Here is a 22,955-nt window from a genome sequence, read left to right as displayed (position 1 = left end):
TAGATAGTTCTGCCGTACAGTCTTTTTCATTAATATATACTATATGTAAGAGTGGGTCAATGTCAAGAAAAGAAAAAGAATGAAAACGTCAGAATTTGTCGATAGGGCTTAAGAACTAAAAAAGTGGGACGAATTTCTGAAAAATGGATGCAAATTTCTAGAGTTGAGAGTAAAATAGATCATATTATGAGCTATAGTGGTGTATAGCCGCTGTCTTGGTACAGCTAATTTTGCTGTGAAGGAGCGCCTTAATATGTCGGAATTTTCAACAACGGATCAGCAAATGCTTGACAGTAAAACAGTCCAGGCTGGCGGTGCTCCGCTGTTTGATGATAAAGGATATACGTCTTTTGCCTGGCTCCAGAACATGGATATGACACCCTATGATTTCCCCTATATTAACCAGCTGCTTGTCCAAGGATATCGGAGTTGGTTACAGCAGAGCAATGGTATATCCTGGATTAACGAAGAATATACTGGTGTTTTTAATTTTATAGGTGTTCGTGTTGCTGGTAGGGAAGAAGATGATGACGAGGATTTGGATTTGGTCGAACGTTGTTGCATATCTAGAGAGATGGAAGTGAGTCAGCGCAAACTTCGTGATGGAAGCCTTGCGTTTGTGTATATGGTTCCCATACTATGCCGTAATTACAAGAGGGAGCCCTTTGCCGCTCTTCGTTTTACACGGCCTGCTCAACATTCTGTCTCAAATCAGGACACATTGTTAGCAGCTGCTTTACATTTTAAATCCTGCTTTTACTCGAAGTTTGAGTATATATTTATGGAAGATATCCTTGGGATGCAGAATCGAAGCGATCGTGAAGGTAGACGCCGTTCTATTTTATTTCAGATTGTAAAACGGATGCATGACAAAATTGACGTGGAAGGCGTGCTGGATGAGGTATTCGGGAGCATCGCCTATTTGTTTCCCCATGTAGATATCACCTTGTATATGAGTCAGGATCGACACAGTCGCAATCCGCAGGTCAAACCTTTGCTGCTGCATGAACGGGACGAAGATGTATGCGTCCGTGCATTTATGAAAGGGCAAATGGCTGTGAATGAGCCTGTCGGTACACAAGATGAAATGACTGAAATCGGCATCCCATTACGTGGCAAGCAGGGTGTATACGGTGTTTTCCATATGATCCTTCCATCGGGTGCGGATAGTATGAAAAAAGTGGATGTAGAGCTGATTGCCATGATGGCGGATACGGCTGGCACTGCATTTGAAAATGCGAAGCTGCTTGAGCAGTCTAATGTACTTATTCATGAATTGCGTCTCATTAATGAACTGGTTCAGCGCTTGAATCAGAGCCTGAAGTTAAATGAAATATTTGAATTTGCCGTGCAGGAGTTATTAAAAATGTTCATGGCTGACTTTTGTTGTATTGTACAGCTTGATCAGGATGGAAGCTGTTTTAAGGTCATGTCGAGTAATGTGGAAAGCTTAAAATTAGAAAGTTACCCTCATGAAGAGGGATTTGCTGGACTGATACGCAAAACAGGAGAACCAGTGATTGTGTCGGACTATAGAAAGGATGGGAAGATAACCTCTCATTTTATGGATGCGACGGACTCCCAGTCTTTGATGGCTGTACCTATGAAGACCAGCGGTACTCCTAGAGGGGTTATACTATTGTCCAGCAAGCTTCCACACTTTTTCTCTTATGATAATTACAAAATGCTGCAAATGCTAGCCCCTCACATCGGGTTGGCGGTAACCAATGCTATGCTGCACGCTGAGGTGCGACGTTTGGCTAATATGGATATGTTAACAGGTCTGTATGTACGTCATTATGTGGACCAAATCATTCAGCAACATCAGGAAAAGGATTTCTGTGGATCTCTTATTTTGGTAGATATTGATCAATTCAAACAGGTGAACGATACGTATGGGCATCAGACGGGTGACGAAATTCTGAAAAGCGTCAGCAATATCGTTCGTTCGGCGACTCGCGATGAGGATGTATGTGCCAGATGGGGCGGCGAGGAGCTTGCCATTTATTTACCGCAGCTGGGGGTACAGCAGGCGCTCGGATATGCAGAAAAAATACGTTACCGTGTACAGCATGAAACCGAGCCTCAGGTGACTGTTTCTTGCGGGATTGCTGAATGGAACTGGCTGGACGAGCAGATCAGTATTGAATCTTTATTTTATAGCGCTGATATGGCCTTGTACGAAGCGAAAAATGAAGGACGCAATCGAATAGTTGTTGATCATGTAGCCAATGTGTAGAGAATATTCCTTAGGGAATGTTCTCTTTTTGTCTTGCATAACCCATTGCAGACAGGTAATCCTAAACGTAGCTTTATCGTGTGTATGTTTGAACTATAGGGAAAACACGATAAAGTGAACCAGGTAGCATAACTGCCTTGAAGCAGGATTATTGCTCATGAGTACAGTTATGTTCAGGATAGGATGGATGATGGGATGCATTGGAGAAAGCAATGGGTGATGCAGGTTTGTGGTGTGTTCCTTGTGATAGGTGTGTTAAGTGGTTGTGCACTGGATCGACAATATACTCCTGAGCAGATTTTTAAGAGATCTGTTGCAGGAATGGCTGGCAAAGAGATGGTAACGTTTACTGGACGGACTGCAATTAGAGCTGACAGTGGTCTGCCAACGAATAAGCAGTTTGAATATCGCGGTAGGCTAAGAAATCACGATGAATTGATCATGCATTGGGGCTCTACAGAAGCTTTTCGTAAGCAAGGTGGCTACGTAGCCCTGCAACAAGGTAAGTCCGAGCATGATGTTACACAAGAACATTTTCTTCGTCAGAGTGGAAAATGGGTTGCGCTGACATCCGGTTATCCCCCTCTGGGTGGAAATGGTATGTTAAATCGCTTCAATCCGATTCAGGAGCTTGAGGAATTAAATACACTGAATAAGAGCATTCGTATGGAAACGGGAGCTGCCCGGGGAACTTGGATGTTGAGGATTGAACCGGAATCTGCTTCGGCAAAGCGCTGGTTGAAAGATCGTTTAATAAAAGAAATGAATACGTTAAACCCTCAAATCGGGATATTAAAAACGCAGCATACAGGAACGAATCGAGAACTGCAAAAGAAGCTGACTCAAGTATGGTCACAAAGTTGTGAGGATATGAGCAACCAGTTGGAGCAATCCATTGTGCGTACTGTGTATCATCTGACCATAGATCGCCAAACAGGTTTACCCTTAAAGCTTTCATCGGAATGCAGGATTTCCCGACAGGGAGTGAATGAAGAGCTGCATCAAGAGGCTTTGATAACCAGAGTTACTTTTGAGGACTACAAGTAAAGGAGCGGGCGTGATACAATGAATTTTGAATTAACCATTGTTCAAAAAGAATGAAATAGAGAAGGAGAGACACTACATGAAAGATCCTAGAATACTTAAGCTGGCGGAAAATTTGGTAGGTTACTCTGTTGAGGTGCAGCCTGGAGAAAATGTATTGATCGAAATGATTGGTACAGAGCGTGACTTGCTTAACGCCATCATTCATGAAGTTGGTAAAAAAGGTGGAAATGTTTTTGTACAACTTACAGACCGTAAGGTACAGAGCGCCATGCTTCGTCACGCGACAAAGGAAATGCTGGAGACCTGGGCTGAGATTGACCTTAACCGGATGAAGCAAATGCACTGCTACATCGGAATTCGTGCAGGGGAAAATGTAAATGATCTGTCAGATGTGCCGGAAGATAAAATGAAAATGTATAATTCCATTTATCAGCATGCGGTACATAGCGAACAACGGGTGAAACACACCAAATGGGTAGTGCTGCGTTATCCGAATGACAGCATGGCTCAATTGGCGAATATCAGCACAGAAGCATTCGAAGATTTTTATTTCGATGTGTGTAATCTGGATTATGCAAAAATGGACAAAGCTCAAGATGCATTGGCAGACCTGATGAATCGGACGGACAAGGTACGGATCAGCGGACCGGGTACGGATTTGAATTTCTCTATTAAGCAAATCGGAGCTATCAAGTGTTCAGGTCAATGCAATATCCCGGATGGCGAAGTATACAGCGCACCTGTACGTGATTCCGTTAACGGAACTATCAGCTACAATGCACAAACCCTATATAATGGTATTACTTTTGAAAATGTTAAATTCCGTTTTGAAAATGGTAAGATCGTGGAAGCGACGAGTAACGATACGAAGCGGCTGAATGATATTCTTGATTCTGACGAGGGAGCACGTTATATTGGCGAGTTTGCCATCGGGTTTAATCCGCACATTTTACATCCAATGAAGGATATTTTGTTTGACGAGAAAATCGCTGGCAGCTTGCATTTTACACCAGGTCAAGCTTATGAAACAGCGGATAACGGTAATCGTTCATCCATCCACTGGGATTTGGTGTTGATTCAGCGTCCAGAATACGGCGGTGGTGAAATTTATTTTGACGATGTTTTGATTCGTAAAGACGGCATCTTTGTACTGCCTGAGCTGGAGCCATTAAACCCTGAAAATTTAAAATAACGATATCCGTTCTTGCTGAGAAAGCGATTTCAATGTATTATTATGGATGAGTAACGATACATGACAATTCAGTAAAGCGAGGGATCTCTATGTCCAATAATAACGCGGCTGTTGTTGAAATTGCACAGACGGCGAGCAAGTTCACCTCTTCCATCGTCCTTCATTCCGAAAATAAGTATATTGATGTGAAAAGTATACTGGGCTTGTTTACGACCCTAGTCAGCAGCCATAGCTATGAACTACACGTTCATGGACCAGATGCGGAGGAAGCTAAGAAAGCGATCATCGAGGTGTTCGAGAAGCACGGACTTCATATTTCAGTAGCCAGCTAACTTTATTCTTGAAGCAAAAGCATCCCTACCTGTAACTGTAGGGATGCTTTTTTTGTCAGGTTCTTGTATTAGCCTGCAATTTGGTCTAATATTAAGGATAGGACGTCTTGTGCGACATTGAGACATAGGGGGGAAGAATCCATGACTTCATCTGATTTGCAGGAACAATTGAATATCAAGGCTATTAATCTGCTTCAGGAAGATGCAGATAAAATAAAGAAGCTTATTGAAGTACAGATGGAGAATCTGGCAACCCGTTATTGCCCTCTCTATGAGGAAGTGCTGGATACTCAGATGTACGGATTTTCCAAGGAAGTGGATTTTGCGGTTCGCGCTGGACTTCTTCCGGAAATGGTAGGTAAACAGCTGGTCAGTGAGCTGGAACGCAATCTGGCTATTCTATATGAGGCCATGAATAATAAGGCCAATTAGGAAGACGGTTGAATTGATGAGAGCATGCGTAGTTTGAGAGCATGCTTTTTTTGATGCCTTTTTTAAAAAAATGTTCTTTTAGGATGGTGAAAGCGCATCGCCCTTCCACCATCCTAATGCACATTTTAAAACCTTAAAAGCTACACAAGGAAGAAGGATACACCTAACAATACATACACTACCAGTAGCATGAGTCCCTCATACCAGTTGGTTGAGCCGTCCTGGGTGATGGATTTGGCGATAAATACAGCGACAGCAATGGCGACCAGCTCAATTGTGGTGAAAACAATATTCATCGTGTTTCCCATAAAGTAACTGATAAAAATCAGCACAGGGGCAACAAATAGTGCAATTTGCAAACTGCTGCCGATAGCTATTTCGACAGATGCACCGATTTTGTTCTTCATCGCCAGTAAAATAGCAGCGCTGTGTTCGGCTGCATTACCAATAATAGCGACGAGGAAGGCACCTACAAACAATTCGCTGAGCCCAAATTGGGTCGTAAATACCTCCAGTGTACCTACCAGCCATTCGCTGACAAAAGCGACCATGACAGTAGCGAGTACCAAATAGGCAATGGATTTGTTTCTGGACCACACAGGGGCATGCTCATGTGGCAATTCTTCATCTTTTTGTTCGGTCACATCAGCTAAATAGTCCTTATGCGTAATCATAGAAAAAATAAGCCACGCAATATACGCGACAATGAGCGTGCCTGCGACAATGAGGCTGAGCGTATCTGATTCGTTATCCGTGATAACGTGTGTGTTCAGAAAGACAGCTGGAACGAACAAGGCAATAACAGCCACAATCATCAGAGAACCACTTAATCCAGCCAGCGATATATTGAAATTTTGCACTTTGTACTTTAAACCGCCAGCGAACAGACTTGCTCCGAGCACCAGCAGCAGATTACCGATGATGGAACCGGTAAGACTGGCCTTTACCATATCGTAAAGACCTTCTTTAACAAGAAAGATGGCGATGATCAGTTCGGCTGCGTTACCAAAGGTGGCATTTAAGAATCCGCCTAAACGTTGGCCAGCATAATGCGCGACACTTTCGGTCGCCCTGCCGAGAAAACCGGCTACGAATACAACAGAAATTGCGCAAATGACAAATTGGGCTATAGCGTTCCAATGCGTGTAATGAGCGACTGCGCTAAGAGCAAATGTCACTATAAGCAAAGCGGGAGATAACCATTTTTTCAATGAAGAGCACCTCGATATCAATAGATGTGTACAAGTTTGGTGAAAGCTGTCACTTGTATGGATTTTCTAAATTAATATACCCAAAATGATATAGGTTGTAAACGAAAGTTGTTTTTCATACGTAGGGTTTGCATTTGGAGTGGCTGAGGCTTTACAATACAAATAAAGGATGGATGAAGGGGGACATAGGTCATGGCAGAGCAAATTCAACAACTGGAAGCAGGAAACATCAAGATTTCCAACGATGTCGTAGGTAAAATTGCCGGGATGGCCGCATTAGAGACACCGGGCATTGCTGCAATGTCAGGCGGTTTATCGGAAGGCTGGGCCAAAAGGCTGAGCGGTAAAAATGTGCAAAAAGGCGTATCAGTGGAGGTTGGACAGCTGGAAGCTGCCATTGATCTACGTATTATCGTGCTCTACGAAACACCTATTCATGAGGTGTCCCGAATTCTTCAGCAAAATGTGCGAGAAGCCGTCGAAAGTATGACGGGTTTGCGGGTCGTGGAAGTGAACGTAAAAGTGGAAGGTGTCGCGTTCAAGGACGACGCAGTGTAAAAGAATCAGGAACCGATAAATTGACGTTTTTCACCAATTGTATACATGCCGGGAATTCCGTGGGATAACCCGAATAAAAACACGAAAACTGGTGGTTATAGAATCGCCAGTTTTCGTTTTGTGAGTCAACAGTATAGCCATTTTTGCAGAGGATTCCCGTATTTTTATACATAACCAAAAGAACTTCCAAAGCCACCGTTGTAAGTGGTCCATGGAAGTTCTTTTTTTAACGAAAACGGTTGGTTCTACGCGTTTGAAAGCGATTGGGTACTTCATTACGGACAGCTACCCCTGTGGTGCGTTCCTGCACCGCTTGTTTGGTGTTCTCACGAGAAATACTGAGCATAATGCCCATGGAAAACATCATGACAAGTAGGGAGGAGCCACCAAAGCTGATAAATGGAAGCGTTACGCCAGTGATTGGAATCGTTTGGGTTACACCGCCGATATTAATGAAGGCCTGAATAGCGATCAAACCCATGATGCCAGTGCCTACCAACGTTCCGAACGGATCATGGCAACGCAGAGCAATGATCATGCCTCGCCAAATGAAATACAAATATAGCATCAGGAATATGGCTGTTCCGACAAATCCGAATTCTTCACCAATTACAGAAAAGATAAAATCATTAAATGAATTAGGAAGATAGTGAAGCTTGATAATACCTTTACCAAATCCTGCCCCGTTTAAACCGCCTTCACCTATAGCTTGCAAGGACTGTACCAGATTGTATCCTGTTCCTTGTCTATATTTCTCGGGATTAAGAAAGGCTTGAAAGCGTCCGATTTTATAATCTTGCTTGGCAGCAGCTTGTCCATCTGTGGTTCCAGAATCTCCTCCAAACAACGACCCAATGCCAAATACGATGGAAGCGCCTAGCACGAGCAGAACAATTGATGCTGTAATATGCTTGACACTGGCTCCACCGGCATAAATAATCAGACCACTGGTAGCAACCAAAATGAAGCAGGAGCCTAAATCAGGTTGAAGCATGATGAGTCCTGCAACACAGCCTACAATGACTGTTACAGGTATGTAGCCAGTCCGCAGATCTCTAAAGCGATCTCCTTTTTTGACGATTAGTGCGGATAAGTAAAGAATGATGGAAATTTTTGCAAGCTCCGTTGGTTGGAAGCCAACACTACCAAACCTGAGCCAGCTTTTTGCGCCGTTAAGTGAGCCTGTAAAAAGAACGATGATTAGCAGTAATATAGTTATGAAAAATAAAGGTACAAAAAGCTTTTTATATTTTTCCATCTTAATATTCATAGCTACCAACATAATAAAAAGTCCAAGTACAGCAAAAGCAGATTGGCGCTTCACAAAATATAAAGAGTCAAAATTGTATTCTTTATTCAGCAGAGCTACGCTGGAGCTGGAGCTAAATACCATAATTACACCGAATCCAACCAATAACAAAGTGAGGATCAGCAATTGAAAATCCGGTGTGCCTCTTCTTCGAGTCTCCGGCTTCGTATTTCTCATATCAGCTTCCCCCGGTATTCGCCACAAGGTATATTCCTCGCAGACGGTTATCATTTTATCGTTTATCCATTTTATCATATTATGTTTGTTGGGCTTCTGCAACCTCCCTGAAGCAACAGATATCGCAACAATTCCATATCTGCTACAATAGGATGAAAATGAAGACTTGAGAGCAGCGGTGCATACGTGGTGACGCTGCATGATTAATTCGGGAACTTGCCCGGTGCTTTAAAAGGAGAGGTGGAGCAGAATTGACACAACATGCGATAGATAAGATCTGGTTTGATCGTTTGCAAGAAAACATGGTGGAGTGGCGTAGACATTTACATAAGAATCCCGAAATTTCCTTTCAAGAAAGCAAAACCGCAGCTTTTGTGGCGGATAAGTTGGAGAGTTGGGGAATCGAGATTCGCCGTCAGGTAGGGGGACACGGTGTTGTAGGCACCATTCGTGGTGCTAAACCTGGGCCTGTCGTCTTGCTGCGCGCCGATATGGATGCTCTTCCTATTCAGGATGAAAAGGAATGTGAATATCGCTCCAGCGTGGACGGAGCCATGCATGCTTGCGGCCATGACGGACATACATCCGCGTTGCTTGGAACGGCTTACTATTTCAGTCTGAATCGGGACGAGCTGCAAGGAGAAATTCGGTTGTTGTTCCAACCTGCGGAGGAATTGCTGCCTGGCGGAGCGGTCAGTGTAATAAAGGATGGTATATTGGAAGGTGTGGATGTCATTTATGGCATCCATTTATGGACACCTTTTCCGGTCGGGACGGCCGCGAGTTGCGCAGGGCCGTTGATGGCGGCGGCAGACGATTTTTATATTGAAATCACAGGTAAGGGTGGGCATGGTGGGATGCCCCAGTCCACTAATGATAGTGTCGTGGCGGGTTCAGCTCTTGTTATGCAACTGCAAAGTGTTGTAAGCCGTTCAGTCGACCCATTACGACCTGCCGTGCTGACGGTGGGAACCATCCAAGGGGGCTCTGCGCAAAATGTGATCGCAGAAACGTGTCGCTTGAGTGGAACGATTCGTACGTTTGATGAGGAGACACGAACGGTAATGAAGGAGCGACTGCATGAGGTGACGGAGCTTACAGCCGCAACATACGGTACAACAGCACAGGTTCGCTATATTATGGGATACCCACCAGTTGTCAATGACACACATGAAGCATCTCGTTTCTTTAATGAAGCAAAATCTGTTTTCGGCGAGGAGAATGTGCAGGAAGCGTCGAAGCTGATGCCTGCTGAAGATTTTGCGTATTATTTGGAACGTGTGCCAGGTTGCTTCATGTTCGTAGGAGCGGGTAACCCAGTTAAAGGAGCAGTTTATCCACACCATCATCCAAAATTTGATTTTGATGAGGATGCTATGATTAACGCGGTTCGTTTGTTTATTGCGATGTCTATGGGATACGCTGCGGAACGAAACGCAGGGGCAATTAAGGGCTAAAATGAGTTGAATTGGGAACGGTTCAATCTGGAGTATGAGGTTAATGAAATGGGGTACCCTACTGTTGAAAAGGAGGGAGTACCCATGAAAAAGGTTCAGGAAGTTATGACTAAAAAATGCGTAACGGTTACCCCGCAGGACAATATTTATGAAATTGCGGTCAAAATGAAGGACAATGATACTGGTTTTATTCCGGTTGTGGAAAGCGAAGGCAGTGATAAGTTGATCGGTGTAGTAACGGACCGTGATCTTGTCGTTCGCGGTTATGCGGCTAAAAATTCGGGTTCGGGTTCGGTCGATACCGTCATGACGACAGGTATTCGTACAGCCAGTGCGGACATGTCGGTGGACCAAGCAGCTGAACTGATGGCAGAACAGCAAATCCGTCGTTTGCCCGTAACGGAAGGAGACCGTCTGATCGGGATTGTCTCGATCGGGGATTTGGCTGTTCGTAATATTTTTGCAGACAACGCTGGAGAGGCGCTTAGTCATATTTCCGAGCAGGTCCACTAGAAGAATAATTAAGGTAGCATTAGTTTGGGGAGATCTTTACCCCGAGCTTCTAATCAGGAGTTCAACCCGAATATGGGTTGGGCTCCTTGCTATTCTGGTTGATATGCCAATAAACGGATAAGCTATTTATTATATAAGTTTAAAATGATGTATTGTTAGATTATCAGGAGGTAGTTATGAATCCAGATCATCCTTGTATTGTACAACGTGATTTTACCGTTCTGCTGGAGATGGGCTTGCCCGGTTCAGAATGGGCTCGTTCACAGTTGCAGATTTATGCGGAGCTGGTTAAAAGCCCGTCCGCTTTTCATACATACCACATCACTCCATTGTCTTTGTGGAACGCAGCTGCCCTCGGATGGAGTGCTGAGGACATTCAAAATAGTTTGCACTCCATGTCCCGTTGGGATATTCCACGTGATTTGTTGAAGGATATTGAACAGCTCGTTTCTCGTTATGGGACGTTGACGCTTTCACGGGAGGGTACGGAAGAAGAGCGAACTTATAGCACAGATATGATTGGCGCATACCGTGCTGAGCATGAGCCAGACGGAGGTATAAAGACAGGGAAAGCCAACAGCTATACAATGGGTGATCGCTTGATCTTGGCAGCAGAGACCCCCGCTTTACTGGGTAAGCTACTGACCAAGCAAGAGCTTAAACAGCTTGGTTTACTTCGACTTGATGAGGTAAGCGCGTCGGTCCCGTCCGAAAATCGGGGCTTGCTCAAGCAGGAATTAACGCGCTTGGGATATCCCGTTGTGGATACGGCAGGCTATCTTGAAGGGAATCAGCTTAGTTTTACCTTGGGAAAGGGAAAAACAAAGTTGCAGCTTCGTGATTATCAAGTAAAGGCCGCTGATGCGTTTGAAGGAGCGGACGGCTTAGGGGGTAGTGGTGTACTGGTGCTTCCATGCGGAGCCGGAAAAACAGTGATTGGTATGGCGGTAATGAATCGGTTTCAGTGCGAGGTGCTTATTCTAACATCTAATACTACTTCTGTACGGCAATGGGTAGAAGAGTTAAAACGAAAAACGGATATTCCTCCCGATTCCATTGGGGAATATAGTGGTCAGAAAAAAGAGGTGCGTCCGATTACGGTGGCGACCTACCAAATATTGACACACCGTCGCACCAAAGATGGGGATTTTGAGCATATGAAACTGCTGAGTGAGCGGAAGTGGGGACTCATTATATATGATGAGGTTCATTTGCTGCCCGCGCCAGTATTCCGGGCGACGGCTGACATTCAGGCTACCCGTCGTTTGGGGTTAACAGCCACGCTGGTTCGAGAGGATGGTTGTGAACGCGATGTGTTCTCTTTAATTGGACCCAAACGGTATGATATGCCGTGGAAGGAACTGGAGCGACAGGGCTGGATCGCTCAGGTCGATTGTGTGGAGCTACGGCTTCCAATGACAGCTGAACTTTTGGAGCGCAGTATGCGTGCCGAGGGTAGACAGCAGTACCGAATTGCAGCCGAAAATCCGGTCAAACTGGAGGCGGTACGTAGCCTGATGCAGCAGCACAGCGGCTTGCCCACGCTTATTATTGGTCAATATTTGGACCAATTGCGTATATTGGCTCAGGAGCTCGGTGTCCCACTGATTACGGGTTCAATGAGCCAGACGGAGCGGGTGCGTTGGTTTGATGCGTTCCGCAAGGGTACAATTCGGACCCTATTGGTATCCAAGGTTGCAAACTTTGCGGTGGATCTGCCGGATGCGGCAGTAGCCATAGAGGTATCGGGTAGCTTTGGCTCTCGTCAGGAAGAAGCGCAGCGACTGGGCCGCATTTTGCGACCAAAGTCGGGCGAGAATAAAGCTTATTTTTATGCGCTAGTGACGGAGAATAGCAAGGAGACGGATTTTGCAGCTCGTCGTCAGCTGTTTCTGATTGAGCAAGGCTATGAATATGCAGTTCGCAGATTTAGTGTGACAGAGGCTATCGTAGGCCGGGATGATAAGCCTGGAGATCGTGGAAAGAAAAAGGAGGCCTAATCAAGAATGGGCGTAACGAACACGCAAGACAGCTGGAATGAGCTTTCATCAGATGAGCTGCTGGTGCTTAGACAATGCTTTATCCGGTACGCGGGACAGCCCATGAAGGAAGAAGAACCTATACAGCTTACCCGGGGAGCGTTAAGCGGAGTCGAAACGAAACTGGCACTGCGTGGATTACGTGCCCGGGGCTGGCTGGAGGCTGTTACCAAATCGTGGGGCGAACGAATTTTATATATTCCGGTTCATCGGCTACCGGATCTGTACGATATGTTGTTAGAGCAAAATCCAATGAACATGATGCATTCGGATCATCCGATAATGGTACATGAATCAATGACAGGCCTGGAGTCGGATTTGCTGCATGCGTTGTCACGTATTGCGGTACAGGGCGTTCCTTTGACGGCCAAAGGAACCATACATAAGCGGTCATTGCAAAAATTGAATGAACTGACCCCCTTTCGCCCAGAGGACCTGATAGGTCTTGGGTTGCATTATGCGCATGCAGAGCTGTATCCAGTGCAAACGGTGGTAATGATGGATTTGCTACTCAGTTTGGGTCTGTTAGTGAAAGAAACTGTGTCTTTTCGCGTTCAGGAAACGGAACTGGAGACTTGGATTCGTTTGTCTGCTTGGCAAATGCGCAAGCATATTTTTGCTACACTCATGGAAAGATACGGCAAGGCCGAAGCGTCTATGCAGCATTTTCGCTATATGCTGTGTGCCGTCTCCCAGTATGTAGGATCAGAAGGGTGGATATCTATCAAGTGTTTGCTGCAATGGATGCTTCAGGTAGGTCTGATCCAGCAGGAGAGTACGAACGGAGCTGATCCCAAGAACGGTGCCCTTTTAGACCTTGTTCCTACAATCTCAAATACGGAAGGGTTTGCGGGAGAAACGGTATCTGATTTTAATTTCAATGGACCTTTCATGGAGGAATTGAAGGGTTGGCTGAAGGCACTGACTGCTTTTGGAATGGGCGATTGGGGCCAGACTGCATCGGGCGAACTGTGTTTTCGCTGGGATGTATCGGTGATAGATATGCTTCGTCCCAATAATTACGAGGATACACATCAAGAACAAGGTACTTTTTATGTACAACCTGATTTTGAAATATTGGTTCCACCAGATGTGGCATATGATGTGCGCTGGCGACTGGAATGCTGCTGTGAACGTGTGACAGGAGATCGGATGGTAGTATACCGGATCACCAGAGAAAGTGTTACAGAGGCAATCGAGTTAGGAATGAAGGCCAAAGCAATTCCTGCTCTTCTGCACAAGTTCAGCCGGACAGGTGTGCCTGATCATGTACGCATGACGGTAGAACAGTGGGCAGGCGATGTCGGACGGACGGCTTTTGCAACGGTAACACTTTTGCGATGTGGCACACAGGAGGATGCAGACATGGTTGCACGCCATCCCGCGCTGGAAGGATTGCTGGAACGGCTCGGTGACAGGGACTTTATTATTCCGGCGAGCTCTGCTGTCAAAATACGAAAAACGCTTGCTGCAATTGGATTAGGTCCACGTCGTGAACTGGAAGGTGTGGACGATCCGACTCATCATTATCCATTGATTTTGGAACCAGAGAACATAAGTTCAGGCAGCCCCAACAGTGAAATGGAGTCCGACCCTACTCAAGCCCGTTCTATATTTTCCCAAGAGGGAAGAGCAGGTTTTGTTTATACTGGGCGCACGCTGCATTTTTACGAACAAGAGCACACGCTGCCTGATCCGTCTGACTATTTTCCAGAAAGATCTACAGTCCCCTCCTCATGGACAAAAGAATGGAGGAGTTACCATACTTCCACTGCCCGGCAGTTGATCGAGCAAGCGATTCGTTGGCAGGCTGCTGTGGGACTGCGAATCGGTGGGAAAGAGGTTAAATGGATACCGGAGGCGGTGGTTCCCGGTGCACCATGGAGTGTCACAGGCTGGTACGCCTCAGGAATGGATGACGAAGCACCTTCTCCTGCGACTTTACAGCCAAGTGAATGGTCAGACATGCGGCTGCTGGTTCCTTTTACATAGTAGAGCCAGGAAGTGCATGAAACTCCTTCTTCTCAAAAGAAGGATGTGGTATGATAAATGAGTCTACTTATACAGGGTAGAACTTTATATAAAGTGAGATGAACATTCATGAGCGTAGCCGAATTGAATACGGTCAATATGGCAGAAGTGCTTATTAACGCCTATGAATTGGGCGATATGGTCAACCGATCCTTTGAGGTATCGGATTATTTATATTGGAAACAGCGTGTGGAATTGAACCCGTCTATTCAGGCGTGTGTACGCAAGCTGGATGCCAAAAAGGAGCTATTCGCGGAAACGGAGCGTTTTGGGCATTTTCATCCGAACTATCATGAAGCGAAGGATGCAGTGCAGGTCGTTGAGCTGGAACTGGAACAATTCGTGGATGTTAAGGAGTTCAAACGAGCCGAAAAGGCGCTGGATGATATGCTTCATGCCATGTCTGAAACGATTGCATATTCCGTGTCCGAGACCATTAAGGTGCCGAGCAATGATCCGAATGTGAAAAAGGGCGGATGTGGCAGCGGAGGGAAATGCTCCTGTGGATAGGTCATAGGAATGATACCGAGTGGAGGGGAGATGAAGCGAATGTTTGCCGAGCGGACAGGGTACATCATTTGGGTAAGCGATATCAAGGCTGCCCGCAATCTGGAGAAATACGGAAATGTCCACTTTATTTCAAAGCGTATGCATTATGTAGTTATATATATGAATGCGGATCGGGCAGAAGACACCGTTAAAAATATTCGCAGACTTTCCTATGTGCGTAAGGTCGAGCGCTCTTTTCGAAATGAGATTAGGACGGAGTACAACGACGATAAGGAAAAGATGAAAGAATATGAAATATAAGCTTCTAATGTATATAAATTGTAAAATATTCTTAAAAGGTCAGCCTACGGGCTGGCTTTTTTTTGTAAAGCCAGGACTTTTGCATAATGGTCTTAATGCTGTTAGACCTAAAAAATCTTTAAAAATCGCCCATAAACTTCAATTTTGTAACTTGTAGTCCCGGGTCTGTTGAGGTAACATATGAATATATTGGTAGATATAAAGACCTATCTGGTGGGGAGAGTGATCCCGTGCGTGACAAAGCAATGCAGCGATGGAGTACATACGAACCGTTCTACGTGGAGATGGGCGATAAAAAAGTCGCCGATATCGTGATTACAAATCATGCGAAAACTCGCTACTTAGATCGGATAGAGCAGAAACAGTCCGAGACGAATCATATCGCCGCCTGGCTTTGGGAATGCCTGAAGCAAAACAGGATGGAGTCCTACTATCATAACGAAGAGGATGTATATTTAATTGATGGTGATCTGGTCGTCGTGGCCGAATTTGGAGAGTTGCCCGGCGAGATGGATATTGCGGGGAATCCGCTGCACAAGATGATTGTCATTACCTTTTTGGGCCGGATGTCGGAGACCATTGAATTAAGGGATTTGAAGTCATACTATTCATGGCTACGCCATTCGCGGCGCATGACACTGATGAAAAGCACTCGTAAGCAAAAATAGACGGTGATTGGGCGGTCGGCCCTAGGCGAAAAAATCTCCGAACTTATGATTACCGTCAACTTTGAGTAGAAAGTATGCAGTTATTAGCTGCATGCTTTTTTTATTTCCGTCAATATAACTCTCCAATTCGGTAAGTTTACTTGGAAATACTTCGACAGATGTTTTTCTTATGTTAAAATAGGGAGATCAGAGGGGAGAGGGCTGTCAGTATGAACTTTCATCAGTTGCACATTTTTTATACCGTAGCGGAGCGCGGAAGCTTCTCGGCGGCGGCACAAGCGCTGCATATGACACAACCTGCGGTGACGATGCAAATTCAGTCTTTAGAAGATTATTTCGGCACGAAGCTGCTGCAACGTTCGACTAAAAAAATCGAGCTTTCAGAGGCGGGAGCGACACTATTGCCTTTTGCGAAAAAAAGCATGCAACTGATCAGGGAAGCTGACGAGGCGATGTCTGCTTTTACTCACATGCTGGAGGGAAGATTGCATATTGGCGCCAGCCTAACGATTGGTGAGTATATTGTACCAAGAATGTTGGGGCCGTTTGGCCAGGAATACCCTCATATACGTATGGCGATGAATGTGATGAATACGACTCAAATTATGGATGATATACTAAAACATCAGTTGAATTTAGGACTGATTGAGGCCCCAGTCCAGCATCCAGATATCGTGGTGGAACCTGTGATGCAGGACGAACTGAAACTGATTGTGCCTTCAGGACATGCGCTGGCCAAGGCTAAAAAAGTGGTTCTGGAAGATGTGTTTAAGCATCCTTTTGTAGCCAGAGAAAAGGGATCTGGTACACGTCAAGTGATAGAAGATGAGCTGAAAAGTCGTGGTGTGGATGCCTCCCGACTTGGTATTGTAATGGAGATGGGGAGCACTGGAGCGGTCAAATCGGCGGTAGAGGCTGGACTGGGTATTACCATGCTATCACCTTCTTCGGTGAAGCATGAAGTTGCGCTCGGATTGTTGAAAATTGTAAACATTTCAGATATCACGTTCAAACGAGAATTTTATGCAATTCATTTGAAGTCGGCGTTGTTGCCGATTCCGGTAGTAACCTTCCTGTCTTACTTGCGTCGTCATGATCAGGGAACGGACGTGCAGAGGGACTCGCAGGACGAGCTTGCAAAGCTGAAAGAGAAGGAGGATGCATAATGAAGGAGCAGATTAGCGTAAAACGATATGATTTACATACACACACCCTAGCATCTGACGGTATGCAGCCACCTGTAGATAATGTGCGCTGGGCCAAGGAAAAAGGACTGGCAGGTGTGGCCATTACAGATCATGATACGGTAGCTGGCTTGGAAGAAGCTCTGGAGGAGGGAAAACGCATAGGAATTACTGTGGTGCCAGGAGTGGAAATTAGTACTCGAGCTGGCGGTAAGGATATTCATATACTGGGTTATTTTATGGATTACCGCAATAAAGTGTTTTTGGAGCGGTTGGAAAAGCTTCGCCAGGCGCGGGATACCCGTAATGATTTGATTTTAAGTCAATTGCGTAGTCTGGGCGTGGAAATCACACTGGATGAAGTGGTGGCTACGATGGGCAGACCGCTGGCACCAGATGAAAGCATTGGACGTCCGCATATGGCGGATACGCTGGTTCAAAAGGGATATGCGAAGGATATGCGAGACGCGTTTGACCGTTACTTGGCGGAAGGAGCGCCCGGATATGTGTCTGTACCCCGTGTAGAGCCTACGGAGGCCATAAACTGGATTCGTGAAGCAGGAGGGGTACCTGTGGTGGCCCACCCTGGCTTGTACGGAAATGATGAGCTGGTTCGCTCAATTATAGAGGAGGCGAAGCCTGTGGGCTTGGAGGTGCGACATTCGGACCATGATGCTGAGGCTGAGAGCCGATATACTGCGATGGCGGCGCAGTATGGGCTTATTGCAACTGGCGGCTCGGATTTTCACGGTGCACGCCAAGGTGTTATTTTCCACGGTGATCTGGGTAGCCGTAGTGTGGAAGGTCAGGTTGTCGAGGAATTGAGGAAGGCTGCTGTTGGACAAAAGTAAATAAAAAGCCCCTTGCCTTATGCATGGAACACAAGAAGTGTACCGTGCAAAGAACAAAGGGCTTTTTTTGTGGATTCAATAGGCTAGTGAGACTTAGCCGTTTTTGATGCGATTCGGCATTTTTTTGATCAGCTCCTCGTCGGGTGTAATGAAGAGCGTACGCTGATGGTCGTAGATGACAAAGCCGGGTTTGGCTCCGCTGGGCTTACGTACATGCCGAATCAGGGTGGCGTCCACAGGTACACTGCTGGATTGCTTGGCCTGGCTAAAATAGGCAGCGAGTTGAGCTGCTTCCTCCAGCGTCGTATCCCCGAATTGCTCAGCACGTATAACGACGTGTGACCCCGGAATATCCTTTGTGTGCAACCATGTGTCATTTGGTCCGGCCAGTCGATTTGTCACATATTCATTTTGCAAGTTGTTTTTGCCGACCAGTAACTCGATACCTTCGGATGATGTATAGACGTGCAGGGTTGGACGGTCGCTTTTCTTCTTTTTCTTTCCTTTTTTGACCCGATCTCTGAGATAGCCCTGCTGAACCAGTTCTTCACGTATTTCCTCAATGTCATTCATAGAGGCATGGGCTAGCTGCTGAAGAAGATTGTCCATATAACGGATTTCTTCGTGAGTTTTCTCCAGTTGTTCATCAATGACAGCCAAGCTGTTTTTATATTTGTTGTATTTTTTAAAATACCGTTGTGCATTATCCGACGGGTTGAGTAGTGGGTCCAGTGGGATGGTCATTGGTCGCTGTTCCTCATCATAAAAGTTAGTGAGCGTCACTTCTTTGTCACCTTTTTTCACCTCATGCAGCGAAGCGAACAGCAACTCTCCATAAATGCGAAATTGATCGGCATCTTCCGCCTCGGCCAAATCCTGATGGAGATAGTCGAGTTTTTTTAGGTTTTTACTCCGCTCGTTTTGCAGAAACCGCAGTAGGTCACTGACCTTTTGCTTAACCGTATCCCTTTCTGCTTTTTCACCGAAGAAGTCCTCCATACACTCACTGATAGTAGCGTACTCCTTACGTCCTTCTTGGATCAACGTCAGTGGAATGGCTGAGAATATCACTTTATCTTGTGCGTTTAGTCCAGATACCGGCTGAAAACGATGATTCCGCACGTCATCCATGATGTGACTGAATGTCCTCCATAGTGAACGATCACTATCACCAGATACTTCATTAGTTACTCGAGCTAGTATCTCTTCAGCAATGAGGGGACTGAGTCCAGTAAAAGTGTTCACGATCCAGCGTTTGGGAGCTTCTTCGGCCTCGATCGCTGTTTGATACGAGGATATGAAGGCTGCCTCTTCCGTTTCTAGTGGATTCAGCTTGTTTTGTTCAGGAGGCTCCGTGTATTGAAAGCCAGGCATAATGACCCGATAGCTGCTGATAGACGGTGTGACATGATGAATGCCATCCAGCATCACGCCTGTTTCCGGGTCAAGCAAAATAATGTTGCTGTGTCTACCCATCAGTTCAATGATAATTCGTTTGAGTGAAATATCTCCCAGTTCATCACGTTGACGTATATCCATGTGAATAATACGCTCCATGCCCACCTGTGTGATTTTCTCAATAACGCCTCCTTCGCAATGCTTGCGAAGGAGCATACAAAACATAGGGGCTTCTGTCGGATTAAGAAAGCTTTGTTCTGTAAAATGTACACGCGGGAAGGTCGGATTAGCCGACAGCAGCAGCTTTACGCTTCCGCCTTGTGCCCGCAGATTCAGCACGATATCGCGATCATTTGGCTGATGTATTTTATTAATGCGCCCGCCCCGGATGCCTTGCAGTTCGTGTACGATAGCGCGGGTTACGATTCCGTCCAATGCCATAATTATGTTCTCCTTTGAAGCAAATGTATTTTCGCCTTCCTTCTATGATACATAACTTTGGGACAAAACTTAAGCGGCTTTGTGATATTTCAGGTTCTGTCCGAATAGATTGAATCTAGAAAGTCTGTCCAGCTTATCAGCAATCGCGGCACAAAAATATAATAACGGGCAGCCATCCTACGCACAACCGACGGAAACGGACTATCTGACCGGGAGGGAATTGGGGAGAATGGAACAAGCACACTGGCACCAATTAAGCAATGAACAGCTTTCAACAAGTCTGGAAGTCGACCCGAAGCAGGGTCTTTCGGAGGAACAGCTTGCGGAACGAAGAGAAAGGTCAGGATGGAATGAGCTGAGCGAGGGGAAGCGAGTTTCGGCAATCTTGCTGTTGCTCAACCAGTTCAAGGATTTTATGATGCTCGTATTGATGGGAGCGACCCTGATATCCGGCCTGCTTGGTGAATATTTGGACGCGATTACCATTATTGCTATTGTTGTACTGAATGGAATTCTCGGCTTTGTACAGGAATTCAGAGCTGAGCGTTCATTGCGAGCTTTGAGACAACTGTCGGCTCCAACCGCCAAAGTGTTGCGGGGCGGCAAACGAATTCAAGTTCAGGCCAGAGAGCTGGTTCCGGGTGATATTGTGCTGCTGGAAAGTGGTGATCGCATTCCTGCAGATGTAAGGTGGTTGAGTACGAACGGCTGTGATGTAGAGGAGTCTGCCCTGACGGGGGAATCAGTTCCGGTGAGTAAGCATTGCCGCCCTATTCATGCCGCCGAAGTACCACTCGGGGATCAAAAAAACATCGGTTTTATGGGCACGATGATGACCAGAGGAACCGCACAAGGAATGGTTATACGTACAGGTATGAGTACCGAAATGGGTAAGATCGCAGACTTGATTGAAAATACGGAGTCGCAGGAGACACCGTTGCAGCACAGATTGGAGCAATTGGGCAAAATTTTGATTATCGTAGCGTTGGCGCTAACGGTGCTCGTTGTCGTAGCAGGCATTTTACATGGACAGCCAGCCATGAGCATGTTTTTGGCCGGAGTGAGCTTGGCTGTGGCGGCCATACCGGAAGGGTTGCCGGCTATTGTGACAATTGCGCTCGCATTGGGTGTGCAGCGTATGATTAAACGAAAGGCGATTGTGCGTAAGCTGCCTTCTGTTGAAACGCTCGGCTGTGCATCTATCATTTGTTCCGATAAAACCGGCACCCTGACCCAAAATAAAATGACAGTCACCAAGCTATGGCTGGACGGTCGCTTCTGGGGAGTTACGGGAGAGGGCTACGACCCACACGGGCATATTATGGATAGAGACCTTCCTGCTGATCTTAAAAACGGACAATCTCTGCGTAGACTGCTACAAGCCAGTGTACTTTGCAACAATGCTGAAATTGTTCAAGCTGATACAGATGAGTTGCGTTCGAAAAAGAAGACCAAAGAGCCGACGCCGTCCGCCGTTTGGGAGCTGAAGGGTGACCCGACGGAAGGAGCACTGGTCACGTTAGCTGCCAAGGGCGGAGTCACGCGACAAGGGCTATATGAGCTGTACACAAGGGAGCGAGAATTCCCTTTTGACTCGGATCGGAAGCGAATGTCGGTACTCGTACGCCACCAGGGAGGACACATCGTCTTTGCCAAAGGTGCGCCGGATGTGCTGCTGGGTCAGTGCTCCTACATTTTATGGGAAGGAAATGTCGTTCCGTTAACGGGCACGCTGCGCCAAAAGGTACTGGCAGCTAACGAAGGAATGGCCTCAGAGGCGCTGCGTGTACTTGGTGTCGCTTACCGTGACATCCGCTCGCATGAGCGTGTCTCCACTGTTGAGGAGGCTGAAGCACAGCTGATCTTTATCGGGCTGACAGGCATGATTGATCCGCCACGTCGCGAGGTTCGCGAAGCCATTGGCAAGTGCCGTCGTGCTGGCATTCGCACTGTGATGATTACTGGAGATCACGGTACAACTGCAGAGGCCATTGCACAGCAGCTGGGCATTCTTCAGCGCGGCTCCCATGTGTTGACAGGACAGGAGTTGTCTGTGATGGATGATGCGGCGCTGGACAAAGCCGTTGATACCGTCTCTGTGTATGCACGGGTTTCGCCGGAGCACAAGCTACGGATCGTCAAGTCACTTCAAAGACGCGGACATGTCGTAGCCATGACCGGTGATGGCGTCAATGACGCTCCGGCGATAAAGGCGTCGGACATCGGTATTGCGATGGGCATTACCGGGACGGACGTGACCAAAGAAGCGGCTGCGCTTGTACTGAGTGATGATAATTTCTCAACGATTGTAGCCGCAATTGAGGAAGGACGGAATATTTACGAGAATATCCGTAAATTTATCCGTTATCTACTCGCCTCCAATGTTGGTGAGATTTTGACGATGTTCTTTGCCATGATGGCCGGGCTGCCATTACCTTTGTTACCGATCCAGATTTTATGGGTGAATCTGGTGACAGATGGCCTACCAGCGATGGCTCTGGGGGTGGACCAGCCAGAAAAGGATCTCATGGAGCACAAACCTCGTGGCGCAAAGGAAAATATTTTTGCTCGTCGACTGGGCTGGAAAATCATTAGTCGTGGCTTGTTGATTGGTTTATGTACGCTAGCGGCCTTCTGGCTGACATTACGTATTGCACCGGATGACGCAGGACAATTGATCAAAGCACAGTCCGTTGCCTTTGCTACGCTAGTTCTGGCACAGTTAATTCATGTATTTGATTGCCGTAGTTCCCGTTCTATTTTCCATCGTAATCCGTTTCAAAATAGTTATCTCGTGCTTGCGGTGCTTTCTTCCGTAGTGTTAATGCTGGTGGTTATGTACGTGCCTATGCTGCAACCTATTTTCAAAACGGTACCGCTCGGTTTGCGTGAGTGGGCGCTATCCATTGTGGCAGCCGGGATTCCCACGTTTCTGATGGGAGCGGGAAGTGTATGGGGCGGTCGACGCAACCGTCGTCGCGGCGGAAATACACACTTTTCAGCGGGACGTACGAAGTTTTCAGCCTAGAAATCAGGTCATGTATACCGCATCGCTTTCCCACTATT

Annotated in this window: 19 protein-coding genes; 16 read left to right on the top strand and 3 right to left on the bottom strand. The window is 46.4% G+C overall.

Annotation, left to right across the window (positions count from 1 at the left end; genetic code table 11):
• Positions 1 to 253 precede the first annotated feature (253 nt).
• The 5 genes from ACM1ND_RS16950 to ACM1ND_RS16930 all read left to right on the top strand — a co-directional run bounded on the left by ACM1ND_RS16950 (position 254) and on the right by ACM1ND_RS16930 (position 5,242).
• The gene (locus ACM1ND_RS16950; protein WP_264453603.1) at positions 254 to 2,239 is read left to right on the top strand and encodes a sensor domain-containing diguanylate cyclase; all 1,986 of its coding nucleotides are present in this window, start codon (positions 254 to 256) and stop codon (positions 2,237 to 2,239) included.
• A 195-nt stretch (positions 2,240 to 2,434) separates the two neighbouring features.
• Positions 2,435 to 3,286 carry a hypothetical protein gene (locus ACM1ND_RS16945; protein WP_023989325.1) on the top strand — a complete coding sequence of 284 codons (852 nt, stop codon included), beginning with the start codon at positions 2,435 to 2,437 and terminating at the stop codon, positions 3,284 to 3,286.
• 76 nt (positions 3,287 to 3,362) lie between these two features.
• Complete coding sequence (locus ACM1ND_RS16940) at positions 3,363 to 4,478, top strand: aminopeptidase (protein WP_013310916.1); 1,116 nt, start codon at positions 3,363 to 3,365, stop codon at positions 4,476 to 4,478.
• 89 nt (positions 4,479 to 4,567) lie between these two features.
• Positions 4,568 to 4,810 (top strand): HPr family phosphocarrier protein, encoded by a 243-nt coding sequence (locus ACM1ND_RS16935; protein ID WP_013310915.1) that lies wholly within the window; start codon positions 4,568 to 4,570, stop codon positions 4,808 to 4,810.
• A 141-nt stretch (positions 4,811 to 4,951) separates the two neighbouring features.
• Positions 4,952 to 5,242 (top strand): YlaN family protein, encoded by a 291-nt coding sequence (locus tag ACM1ND_RS16930; RefSeq protein ID WP_007431028.1) that lies wholly within the window; start codon positions 4,952 to 4,954, stop codon positions 5,240 to 5,242.
• A 140-nt stretch (positions 5,243 to 5,382) separates the two neighbouring features.
• Here ACM1ND_RS16930 and cax read toward each other — a convergent pair whose 3' ends face one another.
• Positions 5,383 to 6,453 carry a calcium/proton exchanger gene (cax, locus tag ACM1ND_RS16925; protein ID WP_028540551.1) on the bottom strand — a complete coding sequence of 357 codons (1,071 nt, stop codon included), beginning with the start codon at positions 6,451 to 6,453 and terminating at the stop codon, positions 5,383 to 5,385.
• Between the two features lie 192 nt (positions 6,454 to 6,645).
• On the opposite strand from cax, the gene ACM1ND_RS16920 reads away from it, so the two are divergent.
• A complete protein-coding gene (locus ACM1ND_RS16920) occupies positions 6,646 to 7,011 on the top strand; it encodes an Asp23/Gls24 family envelope stress response protein (RefSeq protein ID WP_013310912.1) in 366 nt (121 codons plus the stop codon).
• Positions 7,012 to 7,237: 226 nt separating this feature from the next.
• Here ACM1ND_RS16920 and ftsW read toward each other — a convergent pair whose 3' ends face one another.
• Positions 7,238 to 8,497, bottom strand: a complete 1,260-nt coding sequence (gene ftsW / locus ACM1ND_RS16915; RefSeq protein WP_023989322.1) for a putative lipid II flippase FtsW — start codon at positions 8,495 to 8,497, stop codon at positions 7,238 to 7,240.
• A gap of 251 nt (positions 8,498 to 8,748) precedes the next feature.
• Between ftsW and ACM1ND_RS16910 the strand changes: the two genes are divergently transcribed.
• The 9 genes from ACM1ND_RS16910 to ACM1ND_RS16870 all read left to right on the top strand — a co-directional run bounded on the left by ACM1ND_RS16910 (position 8,749) and on the right by ACM1ND_RS16870 (position 18,050).
• Positions 8,749 to 9,954: a M20 metallopeptidase family protein gene (locus ACM1ND_RS16910; protein WP_028540552.1), complete on the top strand. Its 1,206-nt coding sequence runs from the start codon at positions 8,749 to 8,751 to the stop codon at positions 9,952 to 9,954.
• Positions 9,955 to 10,038: 84 nt separating this feature from the next.
• Positions 10,039 to 10,467, top strand: coding sequence for a CBS domain-containing protein (locus ACM1ND_RS16905; RefSeq protein WP_023989320.1), 429 nt, complete (start codon positions 10,039 to 10,041; stop codon positions 10,465 to 10,467).
• Between the two features lie 176 nt (positions 10,468 to 10,643).
• Positions 10,644 to 12,467 (top strand): DNA repair helicase XPB, encoded by a 1,824-nt coding sequence (locus tag ACM1ND_RS16900; protein ID WP_418026364.1) that lies wholly within the window; start codon positions 10,644 to 10,646, stop codon positions 12,465 to 12,467.
• A gap of 6 nt (positions 12,468 to 12,473) precedes the next feature.
• Positions 12,474 to 14,498, top strand: coding sequence for a helicase-associated domain-containing protein (locus ACM1ND_RS16895; RefSeq protein ID WP_076264814.1), 2,025 nt, complete (start codon positions 12,474 to 12,476; stop codon positions 14,496 to 14,498).
• Between the two features lie 108 nt (positions 14,499 to 14,606).
• Positions 14,607 to 15,047 carry a YlbF family regulator gene (locus ACM1ND_RS16890; RefSeq protein WP_013310906.1) on the top strand — a complete coding sequence of 147 codons (441 nt, stop codon included), beginning with the start codon at positions 14,607 to 14,609 and terminating at the stop codon, positions 15,045 to 15,047.
• A gap of 39 nt (positions 15,048 to 15,086) precedes the next feature.
• On the top strand, positions 15,087 to 15,347 hold the full coding sequence (locus tag ACM1ND_RS16885; protein WP_023989316.1) for a YlbG family protein: 261 nt from the start codon (positions 15,087 to 15,089) through the stop codon (positions 15,345 to 15,347).
• A 230-nt stretch (positions 15,348 to 15,577) separates the two neighbouring features.
• Positions 15,578 to 16,015, top strand: coding sequence for a hypothetical protein (locus ACM1ND_RS16880; RefSeq protein WP_023989315.1), 438 nt, complete (start codon positions 15,578 to 15,580; stop codon positions 16,013 to 16,015).
• A 209-nt stretch (positions 16,016 to 16,224) separates the two neighbouring features.
• The gene (locus ACM1ND_RS16875; RefSeq protein ID WP_049828338.1) at positions 16,225 to 17,181 is read left to right on the top strand and encodes a selenium metabolism-associated LysR family transcriptional regulator; all 957 of its coding nucleotides are present in this window, start codon (positions 16,225 to 16,227) and stop codon (positions 17,179 to 17,181) included.
• Complete coding sequence (locus ACM1ND_RS16870; protein WP_023989314.1) at positions 17,181 to 18,050, top strand: PHP domain-containing protein; 870 nt, start codon at positions 17,181 to 17,183, stop codon at positions 18,048 to 18,050. The genes ACM1ND_RS16875 and ACM1ND_RS16870 overlap by 1 nt, the downstream gene beginning before the upstream one ends.
• A 93-nt stretch (positions 18,051 to 18,143) precedes the next feature.
• Here ACM1ND_RS16870 and ACM1ND_RS16865 read toward each other — a convergent pair whose 3' ends face one another.
• On the bottom strand, positions 18,144 to 19,889 hold the full coding sequence (locus tag ACM1ND_RS16865; RefSeq protein WP_418026363.1) for an Rqc2 family fibronectin-binding protein: 1,746 nt from the start codon (positions 19,887 to 19,889) through the stop codon (positions 18,144 to 18,146).
• Between the two features lie 229 nt (positions 19,890 to 20,118).
• Here ACM1ND_RS16865 and ACM1ND_RS16860 point away from each other — a divergent pair, with 229 nt between their 5' ends.
• Positions 20,119 to 22,917 (top strand): calcium-translocating P-type ATPase, SERCA-type, encoded by a 2,799-nt coding sequence (locus tag ACM1ND_RS16860; RefSeq protein WP_418026362.1) that lies wholly within the window; start codon positions 20,119 to 20,121, stop codon positions 22,915 to 22,917.
• The last annotated feature ends 38 nt before the right edge of the window (positions 22,918 to 22,955 follow it).

This window comes from Paenibacillus sp. JJ1722 (assembly GCF_048282685.1).
In the GTDB taxonomy this organism is placed as follows: Bacteria; Bacillota; Bacilli; order Paenibacillales; family Paenibacillaceae; genus Paenibacillus; species Paenibacillus polymyxa_B.
This window is presented reverse-complemented; position numbering and strand designations above follow the sequence as displayed.